Annotated in this window: 23 protein-coding genes and 1 tRNA gene; 15 read left to right on the forward strand and 9 right to left on the reverse strand. The window is 54.5% G+C overall.

What is annotated here, in order from left to right; all coding sequences use genetic code 11:
• Positions 1 to 2: 2 nt before the first annotated feature.
• On the forward strand, positions 3 to 482 hold the full coding sequence (gene coaD / locus QLG21_RS14685; RefSeq protein ID WP_006177722.1) for a pantetheine-phosphate adenylyltransferase: 480 nt from the start codon (positions 3 to 5) through the stop codon (positions 480 to 482).
• A gap of 42 nt (positions 483 to 524) precedes the next feature.
• On the opposite strand, the gene mutM is transcribed toward coaD, so the two are convergent.
• The 4 genes from mutM to radC all read right to left on the reverse strand — a co-directional run bounded on the left by mutM (position 525) and on the right by radC (position 2,716).
• Complete coding sequence (gene mutM / locus QLG21_RS14690) at positions 525 to 1,334, reverse strand: bifunctional DNA-formamidopyrimidine glycosylase/DNA-(apurinic or apyrimidinic site) lyase (RefSeq protein WP_282484691.1); 810 nt, start codon at positions 1,332 to 1,334, stop codon at positions 525 to 527.
• A 71-nt stretch (positions 1,335 to 1,405) separates the two neighbouring features.
• On the reverse strand, positions 1,406 to 1,573 hold the full coding sequence (rpmG, locus tag QLG21_RS14695) for a 50S ribosomal protein L33 (RefSeq protein WP_003024094.1): 168 nt from the start codon (positions 1,571 to 1,573) through the stop codon (positions 1,406 to 1,408).
• 22 nt (positions 1,574 to 1,595) lie between these two features.
• Positions 1,596 to 1,832: a 50S ribosomal protein L28 gene (rpmB, locus tag QLG21_RS14700; protein WP_002436699.1), complete on the reverse strand. Its 237-nt coding sequence runs from the start codon at positions 1,830 to 1,832 to the stop codon at positions 1,596 to 1,598.
• 218 nt (positions 1,833 to 2,050) lie between these two features.
• Complete coding sequence (gene radC / locus QLG21_RS14705) at positions 2,051 to 2,716, reverse strand: DNA repair protein RadC (RefSeq protein ID WP_006177720.1); 666 nt, start codon at positions 2,714 to 2,716, stop codon at positions 2,051 to 2,053.
• 172 nt (positions 2,717 to 2,888) lie between these two features.
• On the opposite strand from radC, the gene coaBC reads away from it, so the two are divergent.
• From coaBC to slmA, 3 genes are all read left to right on the forward strand, one after another.
• Positions 2,889 to 4,100, forward strand: a complete 1,212-nt coding sequence (coaBC, locus tag QLG21_RS14710) for a bifunctional phosphopantothenoylcysteine decarboxylase/phosphopantothenate--cysteine ligase CoaBC (protein WP_102892105.1) — start codon at positions 2,889 to 2,891, stop codon at positions 4,098 to 4,100.
• Positions 4,078 to 4,536 (forward strand): dUTP diphosphatase, encoded by a 459-nt coding sequence (dut, locus tag QLG21_RS14715; RefSeq protein ID WP_006177718.1) that lies wholly within the window; start codon positions 4,078 to 4,080, stop codon positions 4,534 to 4,536. Before coaBC ends, dut begins: the two co-directional genes overlap by 23 nt.
• Positions 4,537 to 4,656: 120 nt before the next feature.
• The gene (gene slmA / locus QLG21_RS14720; RefSeq protein ID WP_006177717.1) at positions 4,657 to 5,253 is read left to right on the forward strand and encodes a nucleoid occlusion factor SlmA; all 597 of its coding nucleotides are present in this window, start codon (positions 4,657 to 4,659) and stop codon (positions 5,251 to 5,253) included.
• 59 nt (positions 5,254 to 5,312) lie between these two features.
• On the opposite strand, the gene pyrE is transcribed toward slmA, so the two are convergent.
• Together pyrE and rph are read right to left on the reverse strand one after the other, a co-directional pair.
• Positions 5,313 to 5,954: an orotate phosphoribosyltransferase gene (gene pyrE / locus QLG21_RS14725; RefSeq protein ID WP_137273050.1), complete on the reverse strand. Its 642-nt coding sequence runs from the start codon at positions 5,952 to 5,954 to the stop codon at positions 5,313 to 5,315.
• Between the two features lie 65 nt (positions 5,955 to 6,019).
• Positions 6,020 to 6,736 carry a ribonuclease PH gene (gene rph, locus QLG21_RS14730; protein ID WP_006177715.1) on the reverse strand — a complete coding sequence of 239 codons (717 nt, stop codon included), beginning with the start codon at positions 6,734 to 6,736 and terminating at the stop codon, positions 6,020 to 6,022.
• Between the two features lie 125 nt (positions 6,737 to 6,861).
• Between rph and QLG21_RS14735 the strand changes: the two genes are divergently transcribed.
• Entirely contained in the window at positions 6,862 to 7,725 is an 864-nt protein-coding gene (locus QLG21_RS14735) for a YicC/YloC family endoribonuclease (protein WP_042321337.1), read from the forward strand.
• A 205-nt stretch (positions 7,726 to 7,930) separates the two neighbouring features.
• Complete coding sequence (locus tag QLG21_RS14740) at positions 7,931 to 8,548, forward strand: trimeric intracellular cation channel family protein (RefSeq protein WP_282484692.1); 618 nt, start codon at positions 7,931 to 7,933, stop codon at positions 8,546 to 8,548.
• A gap of 2 nt (positions 8,549 to 8,550) precedes the next feature.
• On the opposite strand, the gene ligB is transcribed toward QLG21_RS14740, so the two are convergent.
• Positions 8,551 to 10,221 (reverse strand): NAD-dependent DNA ligase LigB, encoded by a 1,671-nt coding sequence (ligB, locus tag QLG21_RS14745; protein WP_282484693.1) that lies wholly within the window; start codon positions 10,219 to 10,221, stop codon positions 8,551 to 8,553.
• Between the two features lie 251 nt (positions 10,222 to 10,472).
• Between ligB and gmk the strand changes: the two genes are divergently transcribed.
• The 7 genes from gmk to QLG21_RS14780 all read left to right on the forward strand — a co-directional run bounded on the left by gmk (position 10,473) and on the right by QLG21_RS14780 (position 19,645).
• On the forward strand, positions 10,473 to 11,096 hold the full coding sequence (gene gmk / locus QLG21_RS14750; protein WP_006177710.1) for a guanylate kinase: 624 nt from the start codon (positions 10,473 to 10,475) through the stop codon (positions 11,094 to 11,096).
• Positions 11,097 to 11,150: 54 nt separating this feature from the next.
• A complete protein-coding gene (gene rpoZ, locus QLG21_RS14755; RefSeq protein WP_000135058.1) occupies positions 11,151 to 11,426 on the forward strand; it encodes a DNA-directed RNA polymerase subunit omega in 276 nt (91 codons plus the stop codon).
• Between the two features lie 19 nt (positions 11,427 to 11,445).
• A complete protein-coding gene (spoT, locus tag QLG21_RS14760) occupies positions 11,446 to 13,563 on the forward strand; it encodes a bifunctional GTP diphosphokinase/guanosine-3',5'-bis pyrophosphate 3'-pyrophosphohydrolase (protein ID WP_006177709.1) in 2,118 nt (705 codons plus the stop codon).
• A 4-nt stretch (positions 13,564 to 13,567) separates the two neighbouring features.
• Positions 13,568 to 14,257, forward strand: coding sequence for a tRNA (guanosine(18)-2'-O)-methyltransferase TrmH (trmH, locus tag QLG21_RS14765; RefSeq protein ID WP_058610855.1), 690 nt, complete (start codon positions 13,568 to 13,570; stop codon positions 14,255 to 14,257).
• 3 nt (positions 14,258 to 14,260) lie between these two features.
• On the forward strand, positions 14,261 to 16,342 hold the full coding sequence (recG, locus tag QLG21_RS14770) for an ATP-dependent DNA helicase RecG (RefSeq protein ID WP_006177707.1): 2,082 nt from the start codon (positions 14,261 to 14,263) through the stop codon (positions 16,340 to 16,342).
• Positions 16,343 to 16,445: 103 nt separating this feature from the next.
• Positions 16,446 to 17,837 carry a uracil-xanthine permease family protein gene (locus QLG21_RS14775; RefSeq protein ID WP_282484694.1) on the forward strand — a complete coding sequence of 464 codons (1,392 nt, stop codon included), beginning with the start codon at positions 16,446 to 16,448 and terminating at the stop codon, positions 17,835 to 17,837.
• Positions 17,838 to 17,956: 119 nt separating this feature from the next.
• Positions 17,957 to 19,645 carry an AsmA family protein gene (locus QLG21_RS14780; protein WP_282484695.1) on the forward strand — a complete coding sequence of 563 codons (1,689 nt, stop codon included), beginning with the start codon at positions 17,957 to 17,959 and terminating at the stop codon, positions 19,643 to 19,645.
• 91 nt (positions 19,646 to 19,736) lie between these two features.
• Here QLG21_RS14780 and yicI read toward each other — a convergent pair whose 3' ends face one another.
• Positions 19,737 to 22,055, reverse strand: a complete 2,319-nt coding sequence (yicI, locus tag QLG21_RS14785; protein ID WP_282484696.1) for an alpha-xylosidase — start codon at positions 22,053 to 22,055, stop codon at positions 19,737 to 19,739.
• 12 nt (positions 22,056 to 22,067) lie between these two features.
• A complete protein-coding gene (locus tag QLG21_RS14790) occupies positions 22,068 to 23,459 on the reverse strand; it encodes a glycoside-pentoside-hexuronide family transporter (protein ID WP_058610858.1) in 1,392 nt (463 codons plus the stop codon).
• A gap of 290 nt (positions 23,460 to 23,749) precedes the next feature.
• Here QLG21_RS14790 and QLG21_RS14795 point away from each other — a divergent pair.
• Positions 23,750 to 23,844 (forward strand) — tRNA-Sec (locus QLG21_RS14795).
• 143 nt (positions 23,845 to 23,987) lie between these two features.
• On the forward strand, positions 23,988 to 26,357 hold the full coding sequence (locus QLG21_RS14800; protein WP_282484697.1) for an ATP-binding protein: 2,370 nt from the start codon (positions 23,988 to 23,990) through the stop codon (positions 26,355 to 26,357).
• The last annotated feature ends 3 nt before the right edge of the window (positions 26,358 to 26,360 follow it).

Here is a 26,360-nt window from a genome sequence, read left to right on the forward strand (position 1 = left end):
CCATGAGCACAAAAGCGATTTATCCGGGTACCTTCGATCCGATCACCAACGGTCATCTTGATATCATCACGCGCGCAGCAAGCATGTTTGACAAGGTGATTCTGGCCATTGCCGCCAGCCCCAGCAAAAAACCGATGTTCGATCTGAACGAGCGCGTTGCGCTTGCCACCGATGCGATTTCTCATCTGCCGAACGTGGAAGTCGTAGGGTTCAGTGACCTGATGGCCAACTTTGCCCGCGCCCAGCAGGCCAACATTCTGATCCGCGGATTACGCGCGGTGGCGGATTTTGAGTATGAGATGCAGCTGGCGCACATGAACCGCCATCTGATGCCGGAGCTGGAAAGCGTATTCCTGATGCCGTCGAAGGAGTGGTCGTTTATCTCCTCCTCGCTGGTGAAGGAGGTCGCGCGTCATCAGGGCGATGTGACTCACTTCCTGCCGGAAAACGTGCATCAGGCGTTAATGGAAAAGCTGAAGTAACCGTCGCCCGGTGGCGAGGCGCTTACCGGGCCTGATATACGCTTATTTCTGACACTGACGGCAATAGAACGTGGCGCGCTGGGCGTGCTTCGTTGCAATAATCGGTGTGCCACAGACTCTGCACGGCTCGCCTTTGCGGCCATAAACCTGCAGCTCCTGCGCGAAATAGCCAGGCTTACCATCGCTCTGCAGGAAGTCCTTCAGCGTTGTCCCCCCCTGTTCAATGGAGCGCAGCAGCACCGCCTTAATCACTCTGACCAGCAGTTCGCACTCCTGCGCCGAGAGCGACGAGGCCAGCCGATCGGGATGGATCCCGGCAGCAAACAGCGATTCGCTGGCGTAAATATTCCCCACGCCCACCACCAGCTTGTTATCCATTAGCCAGGGCTTAATCGGCGCTTTCTTCTTCGCACACTTTGCTCTCAGGTAATCAGCGTTAAACGCCTCAGAGAGCGGCTCCGGCCCCAGATGCGCCAGCGCGCTATGGCCTTCCAGCTCTTTGGTCCACAGCCATGCGCCAAAGCGGCGGGGGTCGGTGTAGCGCAGCACTTTGCCGTTACTCATGACAAGGTCAACGTGATCGTGCTTTTCAGCAGACAGCTCTTCGGTGAGGATCCGCAGGCTGCCGGACATCCCCAGGTGGATGATGATCCAGCCGTCAGGCAGCTCCAGCAGCAGGTATTTCGCGCGGCGCTGCACGCTGATGACGGGCTTATCGCTTAACGCGTGAATTTCATCGGAAACCGGCCAGCGAAGACGACCATTGCGGACAACAGCATGAAGAATGGTCGCACCAACCAGATGTGGTTCAATGCCGCGGCGGCTGGTCTCTACCTCAGGTAATTCAGGCATGGTTCCTCCGTTGGATGCAGAATGCAAAAAACCCCGCAGTTGCGGGGTTTTTCAATACAAGGAATCTAAAATTATTTGATTTTAGCTTCTTTGTACAGTACGTGCTGGCGTACAACTGGATCGAATTTTTTCAGTTCCAGTTTTTCCGGCTTAGTACGTTTGTTCTTCGTGGTGGTGTAGAAGTGACCAGTACCAGCAGAAGAAACCAGCTTGATTTTCTCACGAATACCTTTAGCCATGATTTATTTCCTCTTTAAGTACTTAGTACTTTTCGCCACGGGCACGCAGTTCGGACAGAACTGTATCGATGCCTTTCTTATCAATAACACGCATACCTTTAGCAGATACACGCAGGGTGACAAAACGCTTCTCGCTCTCAACCCAGAAACGGTGAGAGTGCAGGTTAGGCAGGAAACGGCGTTTAGTCGCGTTCAGTGCGTGGGAACGGTTGTTACCGGTCACCGGACGCTTGCCAGTAACTTGGCAGACTCGGGACATGTCTATTCTCCAAAAATCAAATTAGCTCGAGCTTCGTATGGGGTATCGGCGCCTCGTCAGGCTTTACAGCCCGGTCATCGCATAGTTCTAAGTGAACTCTCGATTGCCAGGCCCAAATGCCAAACCCGAGATTCTCAAAGGTGGCGTAGTATACGCTGACTCGGCGGTGTGCTCAAGTCCCGAGCAGACAAAGATCCCAATGGATCGCGTAAAATGGTCTAAATCCAACCATGTTCTGCAAAAGAGAGGTACTCTCCGCGGCCAATTATCAGATGGTCCAGCACACGAATGTCCATGATTTGACAGCACTTGATAATGCGTTTGGTGATTTCTTTGTCAGCTCTGCTTGGTTCTGCACAGCCAGAGGGGTGATTATGCGCGAGGATCACGCCGGCTGCATTCACTTTTATCGCTTCCCGCACGATTTCTCGGGGATGGACCTCAACGTGGCTTAATGTACCCGAAAACAGGTGGCAATGCTTCAGCACCCGGTTTTTGTTATCAAGAAAGATCGCCATAAAGATCTCGCGCTCGGCGTCTGCCAGCTGGCTTTGCAAAAACTCGCGGGTCATTTCAGGGGTCAGGAGCGGGTCTTCTTCCTGCATACGCACAATGTAGAAACGTCGGGCAAGTTCGGCAATCCCCCTTAACTGGGCAAATTTCGCCACGCCAATGCCATCAACCTCTTTAAACGCCGCCATGTCGGCGGTCAGCAGGCCATACAGCGAACCGAAGTGGTGGATCAACTCGCGCGCCAGGACATAGACCGACTTCCCCTGAGTGCCGGTTCGCAAGAACAGCGCCAGCAGCTCTGCATCAGTAAGCGACGTAATGCCATAGCGCAGCATTTTTTCACGCGGTAACAGCGATAATACCTCATCCATGCCCTGTCTCCTTAGGTTTAACACTATGCTGCCACAGCTCCCCCCCTGCTCGACGCCCATTTTTCGTTCCTGCGTAGCGCCTCGCAAAGTGGATAACGGACAAAATCACCCCGTTTTAGGGATTGTGATAAAATGCCGGCTCTCTGGTGAAACCCAACAGGAAAGAATCATGATGAGCCTGGCCGGTAAAAAAATCGTTCTTGGCGTGAGCGGCGGCATTGCTGCCTATAAAGCGCCGGAGCTGGTGCGCCGTTTGCGCGAGCGCGGAGCCGACGTGCGGGTCGCGATAACCGAAGGCGGCAAAGCCTTTATTACTCCCCTGAGCCTGCAGGCCGTGTCGGGATACCCGGTGTCGGATAGCCTGCTCGATCCGGCGGCTGAAGCCGCGATGGGCCATATTGAGCTCGGCAAGTGGGCAGACCTGGTTATCCTCGCCCCTGCAACGGCTGACTTAATCGCCCGCGTCGCGGCCGGTATGGCGAACGATCTGGTCTCCACCATTTGCCTTGCCACACCGTCTCCCGTCGCCGTCGTGCCTGCGATGAATCAGCAGATGTACCGCAACGCTGCCACCCAGCATAACCTCGAGACGCTGGCCTCTCGCGGCCTGCTTATCTGGGGGCCGGACAGCGGCAGCCAGGCCTGTGGGGATATCGGCCCCGGGCGCATGCTCGATCCGCTGACGATTGTCGATATGGCTGCCGCTCATTTTTCGCCTGTCAACGATCTGCAACATCTCAACATCATGATTACCGCGGGCCCAACGCGCGAGCCGCTGGACCCGGTGCGCTACATCACCAACCACAGCTCCGGCAAGATGGGCTTTGCGATTGCTGCCGCTGCGGCAAAACGCGGCGCGAACGTCACGCTCGTCAGTGGCCCGGTGTCGTTACCGACGCCACCCTTCGTGCAGCGCATTAACGTGACCACAGCCCTGGAAATGGAGGCTGCCGTTCAGGCGCACGCCCAGAATCAGCAGATTTTTATCGGCTGTGCCGCCGTCGCTGACTATCGTGCAGAGACCATCGCAGACAGCAAAATTAAGAAACAAGGCGATGAATTAACACTAAAAATGGTTAAAAACCCGGACATCGTGGCCGGCGTTGCCGCACTGAAAAACCATCGTCCTTACGTTGTTGGGTTTGCCGCCGAAACAAATAATGTGGAAGAATATGCCCGGCAAAAGCGTACCCGCAAAAACCTCGATTTGATTTGCGCGAATGATGTCTCGCTGTCCACGCAAGGATTTAACAGCGACAGCAACGCATTGCACCTTTTCTGGCAGGATGGAGATAAAGTCTTACCGCTTGAGCGCAAGGAACTCCTGGGCCAACAATTACTGGACGAGATCGTTACCCGTTATGATGAAAAAAATCGACGTTAAGATTCTGGACCCGCGCGTTGGCGAGCAATTTCCGCTGCCAACCTATGCCACCTCCGGCTCTGCCGGTCTTGACCTGCGCGCCTGTCTCGATGACGCCGTAGCGCTGGCGCCGGGCGAGACAACCCTGCTCCCGACCGGTCTGGCGATTCACATTGCTGACCCGTCGCTGGCGGCGGTGATCCTGCCGCGTTCTGGTTTGGGCCACAAGCATGGTATTGTGCTGGGCAACCTGGTCGGCCTGATTGACTCTGACTACCAGGGCCAGCTGATGGTCTCCGTCTGGAACCGTGGCCAGGATAGCTTCACCATTGAACCCGGCGAGCGGATCGCGCAGATGGTGTTTGTACCTGTTGTGCAGGCCGAATTTAACCTGGTGGCCGACTTTGACGCCACCGACCGTGGCGAAGGCGGCTTCGGCCATTCAGGGCGTAAATAGTCGCCCGTTAGACACGCATCTCACAGCGCCATAATGCAATAACAAACCGCAAACGTCAGTTTGCGGTCGCTGTGTGGATGCCAGCCTGGCAAGTGCTTATTTTCAGGGGTATTTTGTAACATGGCAGAAAAACAAACCGCGAAAAGGAATCGTCGCGAAGAAATACTTCAGTCTCTGGCTCTGATGCTTGAATCCAGCGATGGCAGTCAACGCATTACCACAGCAAAACTGGCGGCCTCCGTGGGCGTGTCGGAAGCGGCGCTGTATCGCCATTTCCCGAGCAAGACCCGGATGTTCGACAGCCTGATTGAGTTTATTGAAGACAGCCTGATCACGCGTATCAACCTGATTCTGAAAGATGAGAAAGACACCAGCGCGCGTCTGCGTCTGATTGTGCAGTTGATTCTGGGCTTTGGCGAGCGTAATCCTGGCCTGACCCGTATCCTGACCGGACACGCCCTGATGTTTGAGCAGGATCGTCTGCAGGGCCGCATCAATCAGCTTTTTGAGCGCATAGAGGCGCAGCTGCGCCAGGTCCTGCGTGAGAAGAAGATGCGTGAAGGCGAAGGGTACATCACCGATGAGACGCTGCTGGCAAGCCAGATCCTGGCGTTTTGCGAAGGGATGCTCTCCCGCTTCGTGCGCAGTGAATTCAAATATCGCCCAACGGACGATTTTGACGCCCGCTGGCCGTTAGTGGCTTCGCAGTTGCAGTAACGTTATCCGGCCTGCGTAACCCTTAGGCCCGGTAAGCGCTAGCGCCACCGGGCAAAAAATCACACGCCAAACGCTTCCCGATAGGCACGCACCGCCGCCAGATGGTCCGCCATCTCTGGCTTCTCTTCCAGATACGCAATCAGGTCTTTCAGCGTGATGATTGACGTCACTTTACAGCCGTAATCACGCTCCACTTCCTGAATAGCCGAGATCTCGCCGCGTCCGCGCTCCTGACGGTCCAGAGAGATCAGCACGCCCGCAAGCGTTGCGCCGTTCGCCTGGATAATCTCCATCGATTCACGGATCGCGGTGCCTGCCGTGATCACATCATCCACCAGCATCACGCGGCCCTGCAGCGCGCTGCCGACCAGGTTCCCGCCTTCACCGTGAGTTTTCGCCTCTTTACGGTTAAAGCAGTACGGCACGTCGCGATCGTGATGTTCTGCCAGGGCGACCGCCGTGGTGGTCGCAATTGGAATGCCTTTGTAGGCCGGGCCAAACAGCAGGTCAAAATCAATCTTTGAATCCACCAGAGCCTCGGCATAGAAACGGCCCAGCAGAGCCAGATCGCGCCCGGTATTAAACAGCCCGGCGTTGAAGAAATAGGGGCTTTTCCGCCCGGATTTCAGCGTGAACTCGCCAAACTTAAGTACCTGCTTGTTAAGCGCAAACTCAATAAACTGGCGCTGATATGGTTTCATGGATTCGCTCCTTTATTTTCTGTCTTACAGGCAAAAAAAAGGCGACTCATTGGTCGCCTTTAAAATCAATTTTCTAACGCCGCTTTCTGCGTCGTGACAATAGATTCGATTCCCCCTCGGGCCAGCGCCAGCAAGGAGAGAAGCTCTTCATGGGTGAACGGCTCGCCTTCTGCGGTGCCCTGCACCTCAATGATGCGTCCGTCTTCGGTCATCACCACATTCATGTCAGTTTCCGCCGCGGAATCTTCAACGTATTCCAGATCGCACAGCGCTTCACCGTTAACGATACCCACGGAAACCGCCGCAACCATCCCTTTCATAGGGTTAGTTTTCAGCTTGCCGGCCGCAACCAGCTTGTTCAGCGCATCCGCCAGCGCAACACAGGCGCCGGTAATAGACGCCGTACGCGTGCCGCCATCGGCCTGAATCACATCGCAGTCCAGCGTGATGGTGAATTCGCCCAGCACTTTCAAATCAACGGCTGCACGCAGCGCACGCGCGATCAGACGCTGGATCTCCATGGTACGTCCACCCTGTTTACCCTTTGCCGCTTCACGGGCGTTACGAGTATGGGTCGCACGCGGCAGCATGCCGTATTCGGCGGTGATCCAGCCCTGGCCCTGACCTTTCAGAAAGCGAGGAACGCCTTCTTCAATAGACGCGGTGCACAGCACTTTGGTGTCACCAAACTCAACCAGCACGGAGCCTTCAGCGTGTTTTGTATAGTTACGGGTCAGGGTGACGGGACGCACCTGATTGGCGCTACGGCCTGATGGACGCATGATGAATTCTCCGGCTTGAAACGAATGTGGCTGCGCATTATACGGATAAAGGGCGCTTATTCCTATCCTGAGAAGCCCCCGAAAGCTATAATCCCCCCATCTCTCTTTTAAAAACGGGAATGTCTATGATCCGCAGTATGACCGCCTACGCCCGGCGTGAAATCAAGGGTAGCTGGGGTAGCGCTACCTGGGAAATGCGCTCGGTAAACCAGCGCTATCTGGAAACGTATTTCCGTATGCCGGAGCAGTTCCGCAGCCTGGAGCCAGTCGTGCGTGAGCGTATTCGTGCTCGTCTGACGCGTGGCAAAGTGGAATGCAACCTGCGTTTTGAACCCGATGCCAGCGCTCAGGGTGAGCTGATCCTTAACGAAAAACTGGCTCGCCAGCTGGTGAACGCAGCCAACTGGGTCAAGATGCAGAGCGACGAAGGCGAAATCAACCCGGTGGATATCCTGCGCTGGCCTGGCGTGATGGCTGCCGGTGAACAGGATCTGGACGCCATTACCGCTGAAATTCTCTCCGCCCTCGACGGCACGCTGGACGACTTTATCGTTGCCCGCGAAACAGAAGGCCAGGCGCTGAAAGCCATGATTGAGCAGCGTCTTGAAGGCGTGAGCGCCGAAGTGGCTAAAGTTCGCAGCCATATGCCTGAAGTGCTGCAATGGCAGCGCGAGCGTCTGGTGGCGAAACTTGAAGAAGCAGAAGTCCAGCTCGAAAACACCCGTCTGGAACAGGAGCTTGTCCTGATGGCGCAGCGTGTTGACGTTGCCGAAGAGCTGGACCGTCTTGGCGCGCACGTTAAAGAGACCTACAACATTCTGAAGAAGAAAGAAGCTGTGGGTCGTCGCCTCGACTTCATGATGCAGGAGTTCAACCGTGAGTCAAACACGCTGGCCTCTAAGTCGATTAATGCTGACGTGACCAACTCCGCGATTGAGCTGAAGGTGCTCATCGAGCAGATGCGCGAGCAGATTCAGAATATCGAGTAACGACTTTCGGGTGGTATCGTTCGATATCACCCATTATTTATTCTAATCCGTTTTTCTCTACCCCTTTCCCGCCTACCGCCATCTATAAGCCATTTTCATCAAAATCTGATTAGATTTTGTAGGGCAAAGTACATCACCTTAGAAAATCTCAATCGTGATCCTGCGCACAACTCGCTAACCTCTGGGCGCTCACACCGGAGGTTATATGCTGCTTCATATTCTTTATCTCGTTGGTATCACCGCAGAGGCCATGACGGGCGCGCTTGCAGCCGGGCGCCGGCGCATGGACACCTTCGGCGTGATCATCATCGCCACTGCCACCGCGCTGGGTGGCGGCTCGGTACGTGACATTTTGCTGGGCCACTATCCACTGGGTTGGGTAAAACACCCGGAGTACGTGGTTATCGTGGCCACCGCCGCGGTATTGACGACCATTGTGGCTCCCGTGATGTCCCACCTGCGCCGCCTGTTCCTGGTGCTGGACGCCATAGGGCTTATCGTCTTTTCCATTATCGGGGCGCAAATTGCGCTGGATATGGGGGAAGGCCCGATTATCGCCACCATTGCCGCCGTCGTGACCGGCGTGTTTGGCGGTGTGCTGCGCGATATGTTTTGCAAACGTATCCCGCTCGTTTTTCAGAAGGAGCTTTACGCCGGCATCTCCTTCGCGGCAGCCGTACTGTATATCGCTCTGCAGCATTACGTCTCCAACCATGACGTCGTGGTGATCTCCACCCTGCTTTTTGGCTTTACGGCACGCATGCTGGCGCTGCGCCTGAAGCTGGGGTTGCCCGTTTTCCACTACAAACACAACGTGCACTGATTTCAGAATCCGTTGATGCGCTGTTCGGCAAGCCATGCTGCCAGCGCCTCGACCTGGGGATGGTGTAACCACCCGACTATTTGCTGCGCTTTTTCTTTTCCGGTCCCCGGCAGGTGTTGCCACTCTTCGGCGCGACGGCTGCGCATTGCCTGCCACGATGTGTCCCCGGCGGCATTCAGCGTGGCTTTGGTTACCGGAATACCCATCGCCGTGATCCAGCGGATAAAAGGTTGTTCACGAATCAGGTTAAAACGATGCCAAAGCGCTACACCGCGTGCGGCGGAAAATCCCGGCGTCGACTGGATCTGCGCCTGGTTTAAGCGCAACCACGAAAAGATATGCTCAAAATGATGCGCCTGGTAAAGCGCACGCCAGCCAGCCTCCCCCAGACCCTTAACGTCCAGCCCCTGCGTCGAGCTTAGCCACGTTAACCGGCTAAAGAACTGATCCATACATTCTGGCGAGGCATAAAAACAGGTCAGTGAATGAAACTGCGACGCCGGAGGGCGTGGTTTTTGCCGCTCAACCCCACGCCAGATCACCTTTTCAAACCGCGGGATGCCTTGCCCGGCCAGGCTAATCAGAATGTGATCGCCCGGCGCAATATCCAGCCGTTGCCATCGGTCCACCGACCCCAGGCTCACCCGTTGCACGCGTTTATCATCCAGTTGCACGGGTGCCAGTAATGCGACGACGGAAATTTTTCCCGTTCTGCCCACAGCAAACTGAATGTCCCGCACGTCGGCTACCTGCGAAACCGGGGTGTATTTCCACGCGATGACCCAATTCCCCTCTCCGGGTAGCCAGCGGTCGCCGGCGGGTTCAACGGCCGAACGCACCACAACGCCGTCCGTGACAAAGGGCAGAGGCGAGGTAAGCCAGTGCGCACGCTGTTTTTCGACCTCGTCTGCTGACTGGACTGGCAAGGTATAGCGGGCCGTTAAATCAAAGCCTGACTGCGATAACTGCGTAAGGTGCTTCTGCATGGTTTTGGGTCCATCAGGCCAGGCCCAGATAAACACGCCGATCTGCTTCAGAAGCGAGGCATCCGCGTGTCGCATCATCGCCCCGGCAACTTTAGCCCGTGCGTTCATTCCGCCCATTTGCTGCTGGAGGTGGTTATCACGCAGCAGAAACAACTCGCCCTGCAGAACGCTGTTCGCCAGCGCGCCTTCGGTGGATTGAGGCACCAATGGCATTGCGCGTACCTGCGCGGTCCAGTCTTCACCTTTTACGCCATCCCCACGGCTGACGGCCTGAATTAATGTCCCGTTGCGGTACACCAGCGTTACCGCCACACCGTCCACTTTTGGCTGCACCCAGAGATCGCGTCGGGCGTACATCCACTGGCGAAGCGCCTCTTTACTGGCAACCTTCTGAACGCCCGTGTGGGCGATGGGATGTTTGACCGTTCCCTTCAGCGCGGGAAGGGACGACTCCGCAGGTGCGTTACCAAAACATCGCTGCCACTGGGCCAGGCGGGCGGTGAGCTGGTCGTAAATCTCATCACTCACCTCGCTTGTCCCCTCTTTCCAGTAGGCCTCATCCCAGCGTGTTTTCTGCGCGCTCAACGCCGCAATCTCTTTCTCTGCCTTCCCCTGCGACCAGACGGGGCATACCGCCACGCTACAACCGCACCACAACAGCATCACACTGCTTATCCATCGCCACATTGCCACCCCTCCTTTGCATTGGGAGTGGTATAACCCGGCGCGCAAAACAACGCGATTAGCAACCTTTCACTTTGCGAGGCGTCATCCAGGCTTTCTTTTTGTTGCTGAAAACCAAAGATGAAACCTGAAAACGGCACGCAAAATTTAATAAACCATGGGAAAAAGTGTGACAAAGGCTACGTCACACAGCGCCGACGTGTATAATAAGCCCGTATGTAGGACTTCTTCGCTAACACATACAAAAGACTCTCATGGCTCAAGGCACGCTTTATATTGTTTCTGCCCCTAGTGGCGCGGGTAAATCCAGCCTTATTCAGGCACTGTTAAAAACCCAACCGTTGTACGACACACAGGTTTCTGTTTCTCACACCACGCGAGCACCGCGTCCGGGTGAGGTGCACGGTGAGCACTATTTCTTTGTGAATCACGACGAATTCAGAGCGATGATTGGCAGAGACGCGTTTCTTGAGCACGCTGAAGTTTTCGGTAACTACTACGGCACCTCGCGTGAAACCATTGAGCAGGTGCTGGCAACGGGCGTCAATGTGTTCCTGGATATCGACTGGCAGGGCGCGCAGCAGATCCGCAAGAAGATGCCGGACTCGCGCAGCATTTTTATACTGCCGCCGTCGAAAGATGAACTCGATCGCCGTCTGCGCGGTCGTGGTCAGGACAGCGAAGAGGTGATTGCAAAGCGTATGGCGCAGGCAGTTGCAGAAATGAGCCATTACGCGGAATATGATTACCTTATTGTGAATGATGATTTTGACGCCGCGCTGAGCGATCTCAAGACCATCCTTCGTGCAGAACGTCTGCGTATGAGCCGCCAGAAGCAGCGACATGACGCATTAATCACCAAACTGTTGGCAGACTGAACCCACTTTCAGTATCATGCCCAGTCATTTCTTCACCTGTGGAGCATTTTAAGTATGGCACGCGTAACTGTTCAGGACGCTGTAGAGAAAATTGGTAACCGTTTTGACCTGGTACTGGTCGCCGCGCGTCGCGCTCGTCAGATGCAGGTAGGCGGTAAAGATCCGCTGGTACCGGAAGAAAACGATAAAACCACCGTTATTGCACTTCGCGAAATCGAAGAAGGTCTGATCAACAACCAGATCCTCGACGTGCGTGAGCGCCAGGAGCAGCAAGAGCAGGAAGCCGCAGAACTGCAGGCCGTAACCGCCATTGCTGAAGGTCGTCGTTAATTAAACCTGCGGGTCGCCCTTGTATCTGTTTGAAAGCCTGAATCAACTGATTCAAACCTACCTGCCTGAAGACCAGATTAAGCGTCTTCAGCAGGCGTATCTCGTTGCACGTGACGCTCACGAGGGCCAGACACGTTCAAGCGGTGAACCCTATATCACGCACCCGGTTGCGGTAGCCTGTATTCTGGCCGAGATGAAACTCGACTACGAAACGCTGATGGCTGCCCTACTGCATGACGTGATCGAAGATACCCCTGCCACTTACCAGGATATGGAACAGCTGTTTGGCAAAAGCGTTGCCGAACTGGTGGAAGGGGTCTCTAAGCTTGATAAGCTGAACTTCCGCGATAAGAAAGAGGCGCAAGCCGAAAACTTCCGCAAGATGATTATGGCGATGGTGCAGGATATCCGCGTCATTCTCATCAAACTCGCTGACCGCACGCACAACATGCGCACGCTGGGCTCATTACGCCCGGACAAACGTCGCCGCATTGCCCGTGAAACCCTCGAAATTTACAGTCCGCTGGCGCATCGTTTAGGTATTCATCACATTAAAACCGAGCTGGAAGAGCTGGGTTTTGAAGCGTTGTACCCGAACCGCTATCGCGTAATTAAAGAGGTGGTGAAAGCCGCGCGCGGTAACCGTAAAGAGATGATCCAAAAAATCCTCTCTGAGATTGAAGGACGTTTACAGGAAGCGGGGATCCCCTGCCGCGTCAGCGGTCGCGAAAAACACCTGTACTCCATCTACTGCAAAATGGTGCTCAAAGAGCAGCGTTTTCACTCGATCATGGATATCTACGCGTTCCGCGTGATCGTCCAGGACTCGGACACCTGCTATCGCGTGCTGGGGCAGATGCACAGCCTGTATAAACCGCGTCCGGGGCGCGTGAAAGATTACATCGCCATTCCAAAAGCGAACGGCTATCAATCTTTGCACACCTCGATGATCGGGCCGCACGGTGTGCCTGTCGAAGTGCAGATCCGCACCGAAGATATGGACCAGATGGCGGAAATGGGTGTCGCGGCACACTGGGCCTATAAAGAGCACGGTGGCGAAAGCAGCACTACCGCACAGATCCGCGCCCAGCGCTGGATGCAAAGCCTGCTGGAACTGCAGCAGAGCGCGGGTAGCTCATTTGAATTCATTGAGAGCGTGAAATCCGATCTCTTCCCGGATGAGATTTACGTTTTCACACCAGAAGGGCGCATCGTCGAGCTGCCTGCTGGTGCCACACCGGTCGACTTTGCTTACGCCGTGCATACCGATATCGGTCATGCCTGCGTGGGCGCGCGCGTCGACAGACAGCCTTACCCGCTGTCGCAACCGCTCGCCAGCGGTCAAACAGTGGAAATTATTACCGCGCCGGGCGCACGTCCGAACGCGGCCTGGCTGAACTTTGTCGTCAGCTCCAAGGCGCGCGCCAAAATTCGTCAGCTGCTGAAAAACCTCAAGCGCGATGACTCCGTAAGCCTGGGTCGCCGTCTGCTCAACCACGCGTTGGGCGGCAGCCGTAAGCTCGCGGAGATCCCGCCAGAGAACATCCAGCATGAGCTGGAGCGCATGAAACTCGCCTCGCTGGACGACCTGCTGGCCGAGATCGGCCTTGGTAACGCCATGAGCGTGGTGGTAGCGAAGAACCTGCAGCAGGGCGACACCGCCTCCGTGCCGCAGTCCACGACGCAAGGCCACGGTCATCTGCCGATTAAAGGCGCTGACGGCGTGCTCATTACCTTCGCGAAATGCTGTCGACCTATCCCCGGCGACCCGATCATTGCCCACGTCAGCCCGGGCAAAGGCCTGGTGATCCACCACGAGTCCTGCCGTAACATCCGCGGCTATCAGAAAGAAGCGGAGAAGTTTATGGCGGTCGAATGGGATAAAGAGACGGCGCAGGAATTTATCACCGAAATTAAGGTGGATATGTTCAACCACCAGGGTGCCCTGGCAAACCTGACGGCTGCCATCAACACCGCCTCTTCCAACATTCAAAGCCTGAACACGGAAGAGAAAGATGGCCGCGTGTATAGCGCCTTTATTCGCCTGACCGCGCGCGACCGTGTGCATCTGGCGAACATTATGCGCAAAATCCGCGTGATGCCAGACGTTATCAAAGTCACTCGTAACAGAAACTAGGCTTATGAATTCAGTACGTTATGCACGTATCTGTGAAATGCTCGCCAGGCGCCAGCCTGACCTGACGGTCTGCATGGAGCAGGTCCATAAGCCTCACAATGTATCCGCTATTGTCCGTACAGCAGACGCCGTCGGCGTGCACGAAGTCCACGCCGTCTGGCCGGGCGCGCGTATGCGTACGATGGTCTCGGCTGCCGCAGGCAGTAATAGCTGGGTCTCGGTTAAATCTCACCAGACAATAGGCGATGCCGTATCCCATCTTAAGGGCCGTGGCATGCAGGTGCTTGCGACCAACCTGTCCGATAAAGCCGTAGATTTTCGCGAGATCGACTACACCCGCCCGACCTGCATTTTGATGGGTCAGGAGAAAACCGGGATCAGCCAGGAAGCGCTGGATCTGGCGGATCGGGATATCATCATCCCGATGATCGGCATGGTACAGTCCCTCAACGTCTCCGTTGCCTCCGCGCTGATCCTGTATGAAGCACAGCGCCAGCGTCAGAACGCCGGAATGTACGCGCGCAGCAGCAGCATGCTGCCGGAAGAAGAACAGCAGCGACTGCTGTTTGAAGGGGGCTATCCGGTGCTGGCCCGCGTGGCGAAACAGAAAAAATTACCTTACCCCCACGTCAACGCGCAGGGCGAAATTGAAGCCGATGCCGAGTGGTGGTCTACCATGCAGTACGCAGGATAACCGATGAAAGGCCGCCTGCTGGATGCTATCCCGCTCAACAGCCTGACGGGCGTGGGCGCGGCGCAAAGCGGTAAGCTGGCAAAAATTGGCCTGCATACCGTGCAGGATCTCCTGCTTCACCTCCCCCTGCGGTATGAAGACCGCACCCAGCTGTACAAAATTGGCGATCTCCTGCCCGCAATTTACGCTACCGTTGAGGGCGAAGTGCTGAACTGCAACATCACGTTCGGCGGACGTCGAATGATGACCTGTCAAATCAGCGACGGCACCGGCATTCTCACTATGCGCTTTTTCAACTTCAACGCGGCGATGAAAAACAGCCTTGCTACCGGAAGGCGGGTACTGGCTTATGGCGAAGCCAAACGCGGAAAATACGGCGCAGAGATGATCCACCCCGAGTATCGCGTACAGGGCGATCTCAGCATGCCGGAACTCCAGGAGACGCTCACGCCGGTCTACCCGACGACCGAAGGGATCAAGCAAGCGACGCTGCGCAAGCTGACCGATCAGGCGCTTGAGCTGCTTGATACCTGTGCCATCGCCGAGTTACTGCCGCCGGAGCTGGCGCAGGGCATGATGAGCCTGCCGGAGGCGCTGCGTACCCTGCACCGTCCGCCACCGACGCTCCAGCTCATTGATTTAGAAAGCGGCACGCATCCCGCCCAGCGGCGGCTTATCCTTGAGGAATTACTGGCTCACAACCTGAGCATGCTGGCCCTGCGTGCGGGAGCGCAGCGCTTCCACGCCCAGCCGTTAAGCCAGCGTGATGAGCTCAAAGATAAGCTTCTGGCCTCGCTGCCATTTAAGCCGACAGGCGCACAGGCGCGTGTCACCGCCGAAATTGAGCGCGATATGGCACTCGACGTGCCGATGATGCGTCTGGTTCAGGGCGACGTCGGTTCCGGTAAAACGCTGGTTGCCGCGCTGGCCGCATTGCGCGCCATTGCCCACGGCAAGCAGGTGGCACTGATGGCACCGACCGAACTGCTGGCCGAACAGCACGCCAATAACTTCCGCGCTTGGTTCGCCCCGCTTGGGGTTGAGGTGGGCTGGCTGGCCGGCAAGCAGAAGGGCAAAGCCCGTCTTGCGCAGCAGGAGGCGATTGCCAGCGGCCAGGTACAGATGATTGTTGGCACCCACGCCATCTTCCAGGAACAGGTCCAGTTTAACGGCCTGGCGCTGGTGATCATCGATGAACAGCACCGCTTTGGCGTGCATCAGCGTCTGGCGCTGTGGGAAAAGGGGCTGCAACAGGGCTACCATCCGCATCAGCTGATCATGACCGCCACGCCTATCCCGCGCACGCTGGCGATGACCGCCTACGCCGATCTCGATACCTCTACCATTGACGAGCTGCCGCCGGGCCGTACGCCGGTGACGACGGTCGCTATCCCGGACACGCGTCGCAGCGATATTATCGACCGCGTGCGCAACGCCTGCATGCAGGAAGGGCGTCAGGCCTACTGGGTGTGTACGCTGATTGAAGAGTCTGACCTGCTTGAAGCGCAGGCCGCAGAAGCCACCTGGGAAGAGCTTAAGCTGGCGCTACCGGAGCTGAACGTTGGCCTGGTGCACGGGCGTATGAAGCCCGCCGAGAAGCAGGCGGTCATGCAGGCCTTTAAACAGGGCGAGCTGCATCTTCTGATTGCCACAACGGTCATCGAAGTGGGCGTGGACGTGCCAAACGCCAGCCTGATGATTGTTGAAAACCCGGAGCGCCTGGGTCTTGCGCAACTCCACCAGCTGCGCGGGCGCGTTGGCCGCGGCGCGGTGGCCTCCCACTGCGTTCTGCTTTATAAAGCGCCGTTGTCCAAAACCGCGCAGATGCGTCTGCAGGTCTTACGCGACAGCAACGATGGTTTCGTGATTGCGCAAAAAGATCTGGAAATCCGCGGGCCGGGCGAATTGCTGGGCACGCGTCAGACGGGCAACGCCGAGTTTAAGGTAGCGGATTTAATGCGCGATCAGGCCATGATCCCCGAAGTTCAGCGCCTCGCCCGCCATATTCATGAACGCTACCCCGAGCAGGCGGCAGCGCTTATCGAACGCTGGATGCCTGAAACCGAGCGCTACTCCAACGCCTGAAAACGCCACAGAATCCCCCTCAGAAAAATTTCTAAATGCAATCGTTTGCTTTTACCAACTGGTCAGATAAAATGCCCGCTTTTCCACCGTGGGATTGCCGCCGATGTCCGTTAACACCATAGAGTCTCCTGATGCGCAACCGATTGCGCAGAAGCAAAACAGTGAACTGATCTACCGTCTTGAGGACCGCCCGCCGCTGCCTCAAACGCTGTTCGCCGCGTGTCAGCACCTGCTGGCAATGTTCGTGGCGGTGATCACCCCTGCGTTATTGATTTGCCAGGCGCTCGGTTTACCGGCTCAGGATACTCAGCACATCATCAGCATGTCCCTGTTCGCCTCCGGTGTGGCCTCCATTATTCAAATTAAAGCGTGGGGTCCGGTAGGGTCCGGGCTGCTGTCGATTCAGGGCACCAGTTTTAACTTTGTGGCCCCGCTGATCATGGGCGGTACGGCACTGAAAACCGGCGGTGCGGACGTCCCGACGATGATGGCAGCGCTGTTCGGCACGCTGATGCTGGCAAGCTGCACGGAGATGGTCATCTCCCGCGTGCTGCACCTGGCGCGCCGGGTGATCACGCCGCTGGTTTCCGGCGTGGTGGTGATGATTATCGGCCTGTCGCTGATACAGGTTGGCCTGACGTCCATCGGCGGTGGCTATGCGGCGATGAACGACCACACCTTTGGCGCACCAAAAAACCTGCTGCTGGCAGGCATCGTGCTGGCGATTATCATTCTGCTTAACCGTCAGCGTAACCCGTATCTGCGCGTGGCATCGCTGGTGATTGCGATGGCGGCTGGCTACCTGATGGCGTGGGCGCTGGGCATGCTGCCGGAGAACACCGCCCCTGCCAATGCGGCGCTCATTACTGTCCCCACCCCGCTGTACTACGGCCTGGGCATTGACTGGGGTCTGCTGCTGCCGCTGATGCTGGTCTTTATGATCACCTCGCTCGAAACCATCGGCGACATTACGGCCACCTCCGACGTCTCCGAGCAGCCGGTCTCCGGCCCGCTGTACATGAAGCGTCTTAAAGGCGGCGTGCTGGCGAACGGCCTGAACTCGTTCGTCTCGGCGGTGTTCAACACCTTCCCGAACTCCTGCTTCGGCCAGAACAACGGCGTGATCCAGCTGACCGGCGTTGCCAGCCGCTACGTGGGTTTTGTGGTTGCCCTGATGCTGATCGTGCTCGGTCTGTTCCCGGCGGTAAGCGGCTTTGTGCAGCACATCCCTGAGCCAGTGCTTGGCGGCGCAACGCTGGTGATGTTCGGCACCATTGCGGCGTCCGGCGTGCGTATCGTCTCGCGCGAGCCGCTGAACCGCCGCGCGATCATGATTATCGCCCTGTCGCTGGCCGTCGGTCTTGGCATCTCTCAGCAGCCGCTGATCCTGCAGTTTGCCCCTGACTGGGTGAAAAACCTGCTCTCTTCCGGCATCGCCGCCGGGGGGATCACCGCTATCGTTCTGAACCTTGTGTTCCCGCCTGAAAAGAACTGATCGCCATCACGGCAGGCTGTCAACGCCTGCCGTGACATCTCTTTACACCATTCCCGCCTTGAGGATTGCGCATAAATCGTGCATAACTCCTCTATGTGCGTTTCACGGGATGGAAGACCATGAAATTTATTGGAAAGCTACTTGTCTATCTTTTGGTGGCCCTGCTTATTGTAGTGCTGGCATTCTATTTTCTGCTTCAGACACGCTGGGGCGCGTCGCAGGCCAGCAGCTGGGTAACGGAAAATACCGCCTACGAACTCAATTTCGACCAGATGGATCACCGCTTTTCATCGCCATCCCACATCGTTCTGAAAAACGTCACCTTCGGGCGCGATGGCAAACCCGCCACGCTGGTCGCCAAAACGGTCGATATTGGTCTGAGCAGCCGTCAAATTACCGATCCGCTGCATATGGACACCATTACCCTGTTTGACGGGACGTTGAACCTCTCCCCGCAGACCGCGCCGCTGCCTTTCCAGGCAGACCGCCTGCAGTTGAACAACATGGCTTTTAACAGCCCGAATACCGAGTGGGATTTGAGCGCGCAAAAAGTGACGGGCGGCGTGAGCCCGTGGCAGCCCGAGGCGGGTAACGTGCTGGGCAAAAATGCGCAGATCCAGATGAGCGCGGGTTCGCTCACCCTGAACGGCGTCCCGGCGACCAACGTGCTGATAGAGGGCAAACTCAACGGCAAGGAGGTGGTGCTTAACACCATCGGTGCCGATATGGCGCGCGGCTCGCTCACCGGCTCGGCCCAGCGCAACGCCGATGGCGGCTGGGTTATCGATACCCTGCATCTGAATGATATCCGCCTGCAGAGCGAAAAAACGCTCGCCGATTTTTTCGCGCCGCTCACCACCGTTCCGTCCCTGCAGATTGGTCGGCTGGAGGTGACCGACGCGCGTCTTCAGGGGCCGGACTGGGCGGTGACCGATCTTGATTTAAGCCTGCGCAACCTGACGCTCGCCAAAGGCGACTGGCAGAGCCAGGACGGGCGTCTGTCGATGAACGCCAGCGAGTTTATCTACGGCTCGCTGCATCTGTTCGATCCTATCCTGAATACGGAGTTCTCCCCGCAGGGCATCGCGCTGCGTCAGTTCACCTCCCGCTGGGAAGGCGGTATGGTCCGCACGTCAGGCAACTGGCTGCGCGACGGTAAAGCGCTGGTCCTGGACGACGCCGCCATCGCCGGGCTGGAGTACACCCTGCCCGAAAACTGGAAAACGCTGTGGATGGAGCCATTGCCGGAGTGGCTGAACAGCGTGACGCTGAAAAAATTCGGCCTGAGCCGCAATCTGGTCATTGATATCGATCCGGTCTTCCCGTGGCAGATAACCTCGCTTGACGGTTACGGCGCGAACCTGCAGCTGGCTAAAGATCGCCAGTGGGGCGTGTGGGGCGGCAGCGCCACGCTCAACGGTGCGGCGGCCACCTTTAACCGTGTTGACGTCCGGCGTCCGTCCCTGGCGATGAATGCGAACGCCGCGACGGTGAACATTACCGAGCTTAGCGCCTTTACGGAAAAAGGCATTCTGGAAGCGACGGCGACGGTTTCACAGCTGGCGCAGCGTCAAACCACCGTCAGCCTGAATGGCCGCGGCGTACCGCTCAATATCATCAACCAGTGGGGATGGCCCGCATTGCCAATCGCGGGCGACGGCAATATGCAGCTGACCGCCAGCGGCAGCATCCAGGCCCACGCACCGCTGAAGCCAACGGTTAACGGGAAGCTGAGTGCGGTGAATATGGATAAACAGCAGGTGCAGCAGACAATGACGGGTGGAGTGGTATCAACACCTGTGCAATAAACAAGCCGGGTGGCGGCTGCGCCTTACCCGGCCTAGAAAAATACTGCATCGTAGGCCCGGTAAGCGAAGCGCCACCGGGCATTTTTTCAGCTCAGAGGTGAACAACCACCTCATTTCCCTCGGCTTTCACCACCACGCCCCACTCGCTACCTGCGTGTGAACCGCCCTTCACGCTGCCCACCTTCAGCACGTTGCGCAAGCAGACTGACCAGTTCCGCGCCTCGCCAGCCCCTGTAATTGTAATGCTGTCGCCCTGACGTGACGCCTTAAGGGTAAACGCCACTGAGCCGTCCGCCGCAGGGACGTCGCTGACCGCCGTTGCACCGTCATTCAGGCTAAACAGCTGGAAGGCCGTCCCCTCATTCCACGCATAGTCCGGCTTGCGATCGTTGTTGCCCAGCGCCAGCAGGGTGTTATCACGCACATAGACCGGCAGGCTCAGGAAATCGTGCTGCTGCCTATGCCAGCGGCTGCCCTGAAGTTCGTCGTTATGCCACAGGTGCGTCCAGCGCCCTTCCGGCAGATAAAACTGCACGTCACCCGCTTCGGAGAACACCGGCGCAACCATCACCGAATCCCCCAGCATGTACTGACGGTCAAGATAATCACACGCCGGATCGTCCGGGAACTCCAGCATCATTGCGCGCAGCATCGGCGTCCCGAACTCGCGGGCCAGCGCCGCCTGGCGATACAGGTACGGCATCATCCGGCATTTTAGCTGGGTGAAGTGGCGCACCACATCGCAAGATTCGTCATCGTACGCCCACGGCACACGATAGGATTTGCTGCCGTGCAGGCGGCTATGGCTGGAGAACAGCCCGAACGCGCACCAGCGTTTATAGACGTGCGCCGGGGCGGTGTTTTCGAACCCGCCGATATCGTGGCTCCAGAAACCAAAGCCGGACAGACCAATCGACAGCCCGCCGCGCAGGCTTTCTGCCATAGATTCATAGTTGGCGTAGCAGTCGCCGCCCCAGTGAACCGGGAATTGTTGCGCACCGACGGACGCCGAGCGGGCAAACAGCACCGCCTCGTCTTCGCCCACCGTCTCTTTTAGCACGTTCCACACCAGTTCGTTGTAAATGTAGGCGTAGTGGTTATGCATCTTCTGCGGATCGGCCCCGTCGAACCACTGCACATCTGTCGGGATACGCTCGCCGAAGTCGGTTTTAAAGCAATCCACGCCAATATCCACCAGGCCCTTGAGCTTGTCGGCATACCACCGGCAGGCTTCCGGGTTGGTAAAGTCGTAAATCGCCAGCCCCGGCTGCCATTTATCCCACTGCCACAGCGAACCGTCCGGGCGCTTGAGCAAATAGCCTTTCTCTTTCAGCTCTTTAAACACCGGCGACTTCTGGCCGATATAGGGGTTGATCCACACGCAGACCTTCAGCCCCTTCTCCTTCAGGCGGCGGATCATCCCTTCCGGGTCCGGGAAGGTCACCGGGTCCCACTCAAAATCGCACCACTGGAAGGCCTTCATCCAGAAACAGTCGAAGTGGAAGACGTGCAGGGGCAGGTCGCGTTCGGCCATGCCGTCGATAAAGCTGTTAACCGTCGCTTCGTCGTAGTTGGTGGTAAATGAGGTGGTCAGCCACAGGCCAAACGACCACGCGGGCGGCAGCGCCGGACGACCAGTAAACTGCGTGTAGCGGTTGAGCACCTCTTTCGGCGTCGGGCCGTCGATCACGAAATATTCCAGATATTCGCCTTCGACGCTGAACTGCACCTTAGAGACTTTCTCTGAGCCGATCTCAAACGACACGTTTTCCGGATGGTTCACCAGCACGCCGTAGCCGCGGTTAGTGAGGTAGAACGGGATGTTTTTGTAGGATTGCTCGGTGCTGGTGCCGCCATCGCGGTTCCAGGTTTCTACCGTCTGGCCGTTGCGCACCAGCGCGGTAAAACGCTCGCCCAGGCCGTAGACCGTTTCCCCTACCCCCAGGTCCAGGCGTTCGAACATGTAGTTGTGATCGGTGTTACCGTCCTGCACGTAGCCGTTATTTTTCAACTGGCTGCCGGTAATCCGCTGTCCGTTGCGCAAGAAGTCCAGCGCCCAGAACTCCCCTTTGGTCACGCGCACGCTGATGCTGCCGCTTTTCAGCTCAGCAAACTCCGCGTTGTTTTCAATCTCGACCTTCACGTCGTTGAGAACGTTCAGCGGATAGTGCGGGCCGTTATCCAGCGCGCCCTGGAAATGCTCGATACGCACCCCGACAATCCCCTCCTGCGGGGCAAACAGGCGAACGGTGAACATCAATGTATCGAGCTGCCAGGTGCGTTCGCGCACGTCGCGCGGTGCCACGTACACCACCAGGTCGTTGCCCTGCTGTTCCACATCGAACACCTGAACCGGATACGTCACGTTCAGGCCCGGTTGAATAAGCCAGTTTCCATCACTGATTTTCATCTTCTCGTCCTCTTAGTTCTGTAATTCTTTGCTGACCGGCAGGTTCTCAAATTCCTGCTGATTGCGGCGCGCGCCCTGCGCCAGCTCGCCCATGATTTTGATCAGGAACGGCGTTTTCAGCGTGTAATAGCGTTTGGCGATAATGGCGCTCAGCACGTAGCAGATGGCCGGAACCAGGGTAAACAGGCCAACGATGATGCTGATGGTCGCGCTGTTCTGGGTTTTGGCCGCCGCGTCATACCCGCCGCCTGCCAGCATCCAGCCGATTAATGCCCCGCCCAGCGCCAGGCCAAGCTTGAGCACGAACAAGGTGCCCGCGAAGCTGATGCCGGTCAGGCGTTTGCCGTTAGTCCATTCACCGTAGTCGACGGTATCGGACATCATCACCCACTGGATTGGCGTCACCAGCTGGTGCAGCACGCCAATGACGAAGATGAAGGCGAACATCAGGACGGTGGCATGCATCGGCACGAAGAACATCGCCACGCTCACCACCGCCAGCGCGGCGTTGGTCCACCAGAAGATGCTGACCTTGCATTTCCAGTCGGTGAGCGGTTTCGCCAGTGCGGAGCCAATCAGGTTGCCGACGCAGTAGGTGGTGAGGAACGCGACGAACACTTCTGGCGAGCCCATGATCCAGGTGCAGTAGTACATCATCGCGCCGCCGCGCACGCAGACGGCGAGAATGTTGAGGATGGTGAGCACGCCCACGATGCGCCACTGGTCGTTGTGCCAGATGTCGCGTAGGTCTTCACGCATGGAGGTGGTGCTCGGCGGCACCTGGATGCGCTCTTTGGTGGTGAAGAAGCAGAATGCCAGCATCAGGAACGCGACCACCGACAGCACGGCGATCCCGCCCTGGAAACCAAAGGCTTTGTCTTCCCCGCCAATCAGCTTCACCAGCGGCATCATCAGTACCGTGGAGAGCATCCCGCCCGCCGTCGCCAGCACAAAGCGCCAGGACTGCAGGGAGATACGCTGCGTCGGGTCGTTGGTGATCACCCCGCCCAGCGCGCAGTAAGGAATATTCACCACGGTATAGAGCAGGGTCAGCAGGGTGTAGGTAACGGCGGCGTAAATCATTTTGCCGTTCAGGCTGAGGTCTGGCGTGGTGTAGGCCAGCACGCAGACGATGCCAAACGGGATCGCGCCGAACAGTATCCACGGACGGAACTTGCCCCAGCGGCTACGGGTGCGGTCGGCGATCAACCCCATGCACGGGTCGGAGATCGCATCCAGGGCGCGCGCCAGCAGGAACATGGTGCCGACAAACCCGGCGGGGATACCAAAGATATCGGTGTAGAAAAACATCATGTACAACATGACGTTATCAAAAATGATATGGCTGGCGGCATCGCCCATGCCGTAGCCAATCTTCTCTTTAACAGACAGTACTTCGCTCATATTTTTTTATCCTTCACGCTGTAGGGGGCGCTGAGACCGGTTACCGTGTTTTTAAACCATTGTTTCGAAGACGGGTATTCTGATTTCTGGTTAGCAAGTTATGTTTCTTGTTTTTTGTGATCGCGATAAAAGTTGACGAGCACGAAAAGCTAACCTGAGGATTTTCTTAGGAATTAACTGAAACAGGCGGGTTAAGGTCAAAAGAGCTGTGAAAAAAGCGTGTTGGGGGATGTGGTAAATGCCTGAAAGTAGCTATAATGCGCCCCGCCTCCATGTAGCAATCGAGGCGCGGAAGATCGTCATCTCCGGTGAGGTGGCTGGACTTCAAATCCAGTTGGGGACGCCAGCGTTCCCGGGCAGGTTCGACTCCTGTGATCTTCCGCCATAAATTCATATATATCAGTTGTAAAAATCCTTTTCTTATCCATAGAATTCATTCACTATTCGACAGTAGCATTTTCAATTCAGTATTCATTTAAAGCATCTTTTTCATCAAAAGATGACCTAATAGTATTATAAGGAATTGTTATGTACATTACTAAAGTTCAGGAAGATAAGCTCCAGTGGATTATAAAAAACAGTGAAGTCGCTCTTAGAAGTTTCATTTCAGACATTATAATAAAAGCATATCCGACTCCCTTAGAGTTCAAAACTCAACTTCAAAAAATAACAATTACTGACGATGTGATTTTTTCAAGGAGATTGAATGCAAAAATTAATGATCTCACAAAACACCATGAATCAATACATAATGAAATATTGACATGTGAAACAAATTATCGCACGCAAAAATATAACAATGATGTACCATATGTTTCTTCATTAATTGACTTGATAATGGTATTCTTTAATAGAGTTTTTTCAAACGAATCATTGATCAAGAAATTCCCCTCTGTCGAGGACTTTCACTATTCATGCTCATTATATCACAAACTAAGAAATAACTTCTCACATCCGGCCTCATATCTCACACCTATTTCTGATGCCAATAAGACTTTGACATTTGTTGAGCATATGTTGACAGGGCTTGACGATAAATATTTTTGGTACTGTGGCAAAACCATAATTGAAAGAGAAATAAAGGAATATAAATTATTAAATTACAATGATGATAAAGTCACTAATAATCTTAGCATTGCAAAAGCATCACACAAGGTATTAATAGGAAGAGATGAAGAGCTTTCAACACTATATAAATCTATTTTAGGGGATAATGACTCTATACGTTTAGCTGGTTCTGTCGTATTATACGGATATGGTGGAGTGGGAAAAACCGCATTAACACTTGAATTCTTACAAAAATTATTAAAAGACAAGAAAGACGGAAAGTATAACAAAGTTGATTTTATTCTTTTTTATTCCAGTAAAGACGAATATTTGAAAAGCAATTACTCAACAGGTGAACTTTATATTGATGATAGAAAACCAGAATTTAAAAGCTTTAATGAATTACAAGATTTGATAAAAAAAGATTTAAAAGTTGATAATCTTAGTATGATTGAAGAAAAATATTCTGGCGGGATAATTGCCATAGATAACATTGAAAATCTGGCAGGAAATGAGAAAGAAGAAATATTTTCTTTCATAAAAAGAATGCCAAGAACTATCCAATTTATTATAACTTCAAGGAATGAGGAACCTTGTGAAGAGAAAATAAATATCCAAGAATTTATAACAAATGATAAAGGCAGAAAATTCATTCATGATATAATTGATAGTGAAATATTGAATGTGTCGTTATCTAATTCACAAACTGATAGGTTACTCGATTTATCAAAAGGTAATTCGTTAATTATAATACAAGTATTAAATTCACTTCACAGAAGGGTTGTTGAATTCGACACTATCGTAAATAACCTTGCCTCATATAGTTCAAAAGATGCAGAGATCATTTCGAATTTTATGTATAAAAATACATTTGATAGTGCATTCTCAGCGCTTGAACAGAAAAAAATGCCAGTCAGAGATGTTGTTATATTAATAAGTCTTTATAACGAAAAAATAGACCTGTATTCTGTTGGCAAGCTAGCTAAAATAGATATTCCTGTATCTGAAAGATTATGCAACTCTCTTTGTGAGCGATTAATTCTCAATAAAACAGGTGAGTTTTATGAACTTAATGAGTTTGCTAAAAGATTTGTTTTTATCAAGCTAATGCCGGATCGTTTTCAACTCGCTGATTTAAAAGATAAAATCAGAACTCATAAAGAGAAAATAAAACGGACACTTACCGATGTTGATACCACTCTGAGTGCCAATAAGCGATTAAGAGATAACGTTAATGAGTGGCAACCTAAAAATTATATCGATAAAATAATTATAGCTCAAACTTTCGACCTTTATGGAAAAGCAAAAAGTTGCATGCTGCGTAACGACAGACCAGGTTATGATAAAGTATTAAAAGAAATGCAAGAGCATTCAATGATAACAAATCATCCCTATGTACCGATTCAATTTGCAAGAATTTTAAAAGATGCCTATTTAAAATTCCATAAAAACAACGATGATATACTTGACGTTATTGAAAAAAATTACGAACAAGCAATCGAATCTATCGAATATGATTACAGATATTTGATAAATACTAATGCATATTACTCCCTTTTAATGTTATATGGCATTTTCCTTTGCGAGAGAAGAAGTTCTTATAGTAGAGCTATTCGCTATCTTGAAGATGCAAGAGATGGTTTTGAAAAAACTCAGATAGAACCATGGTTTATATGCTCTAATTATTTATCAAAATCATATCTTAAATTATTCGAAGAAACCAACAACGGAGCATACAGGGATCAATTAATTAAAACTTTTAATAATGTTAAATCAATCCCACTGCGCCGCCCCTCGAAAAAAATGAATTTATCAAGATATATTAAACAATATTCGGAATTTGTTTTGTAATAT

It is taken from the genome of Enterobacter sp. V87_3 (genome assembly GCF_029967835.1).
Taxonomy (GTDB): domain Bacteria; phylum Pseudomonadota; class Gammaproteobacteria; order Enterobacterales; family Enterobacteriaceae; genus Enterobacter; species Enterobacter cancerogenus.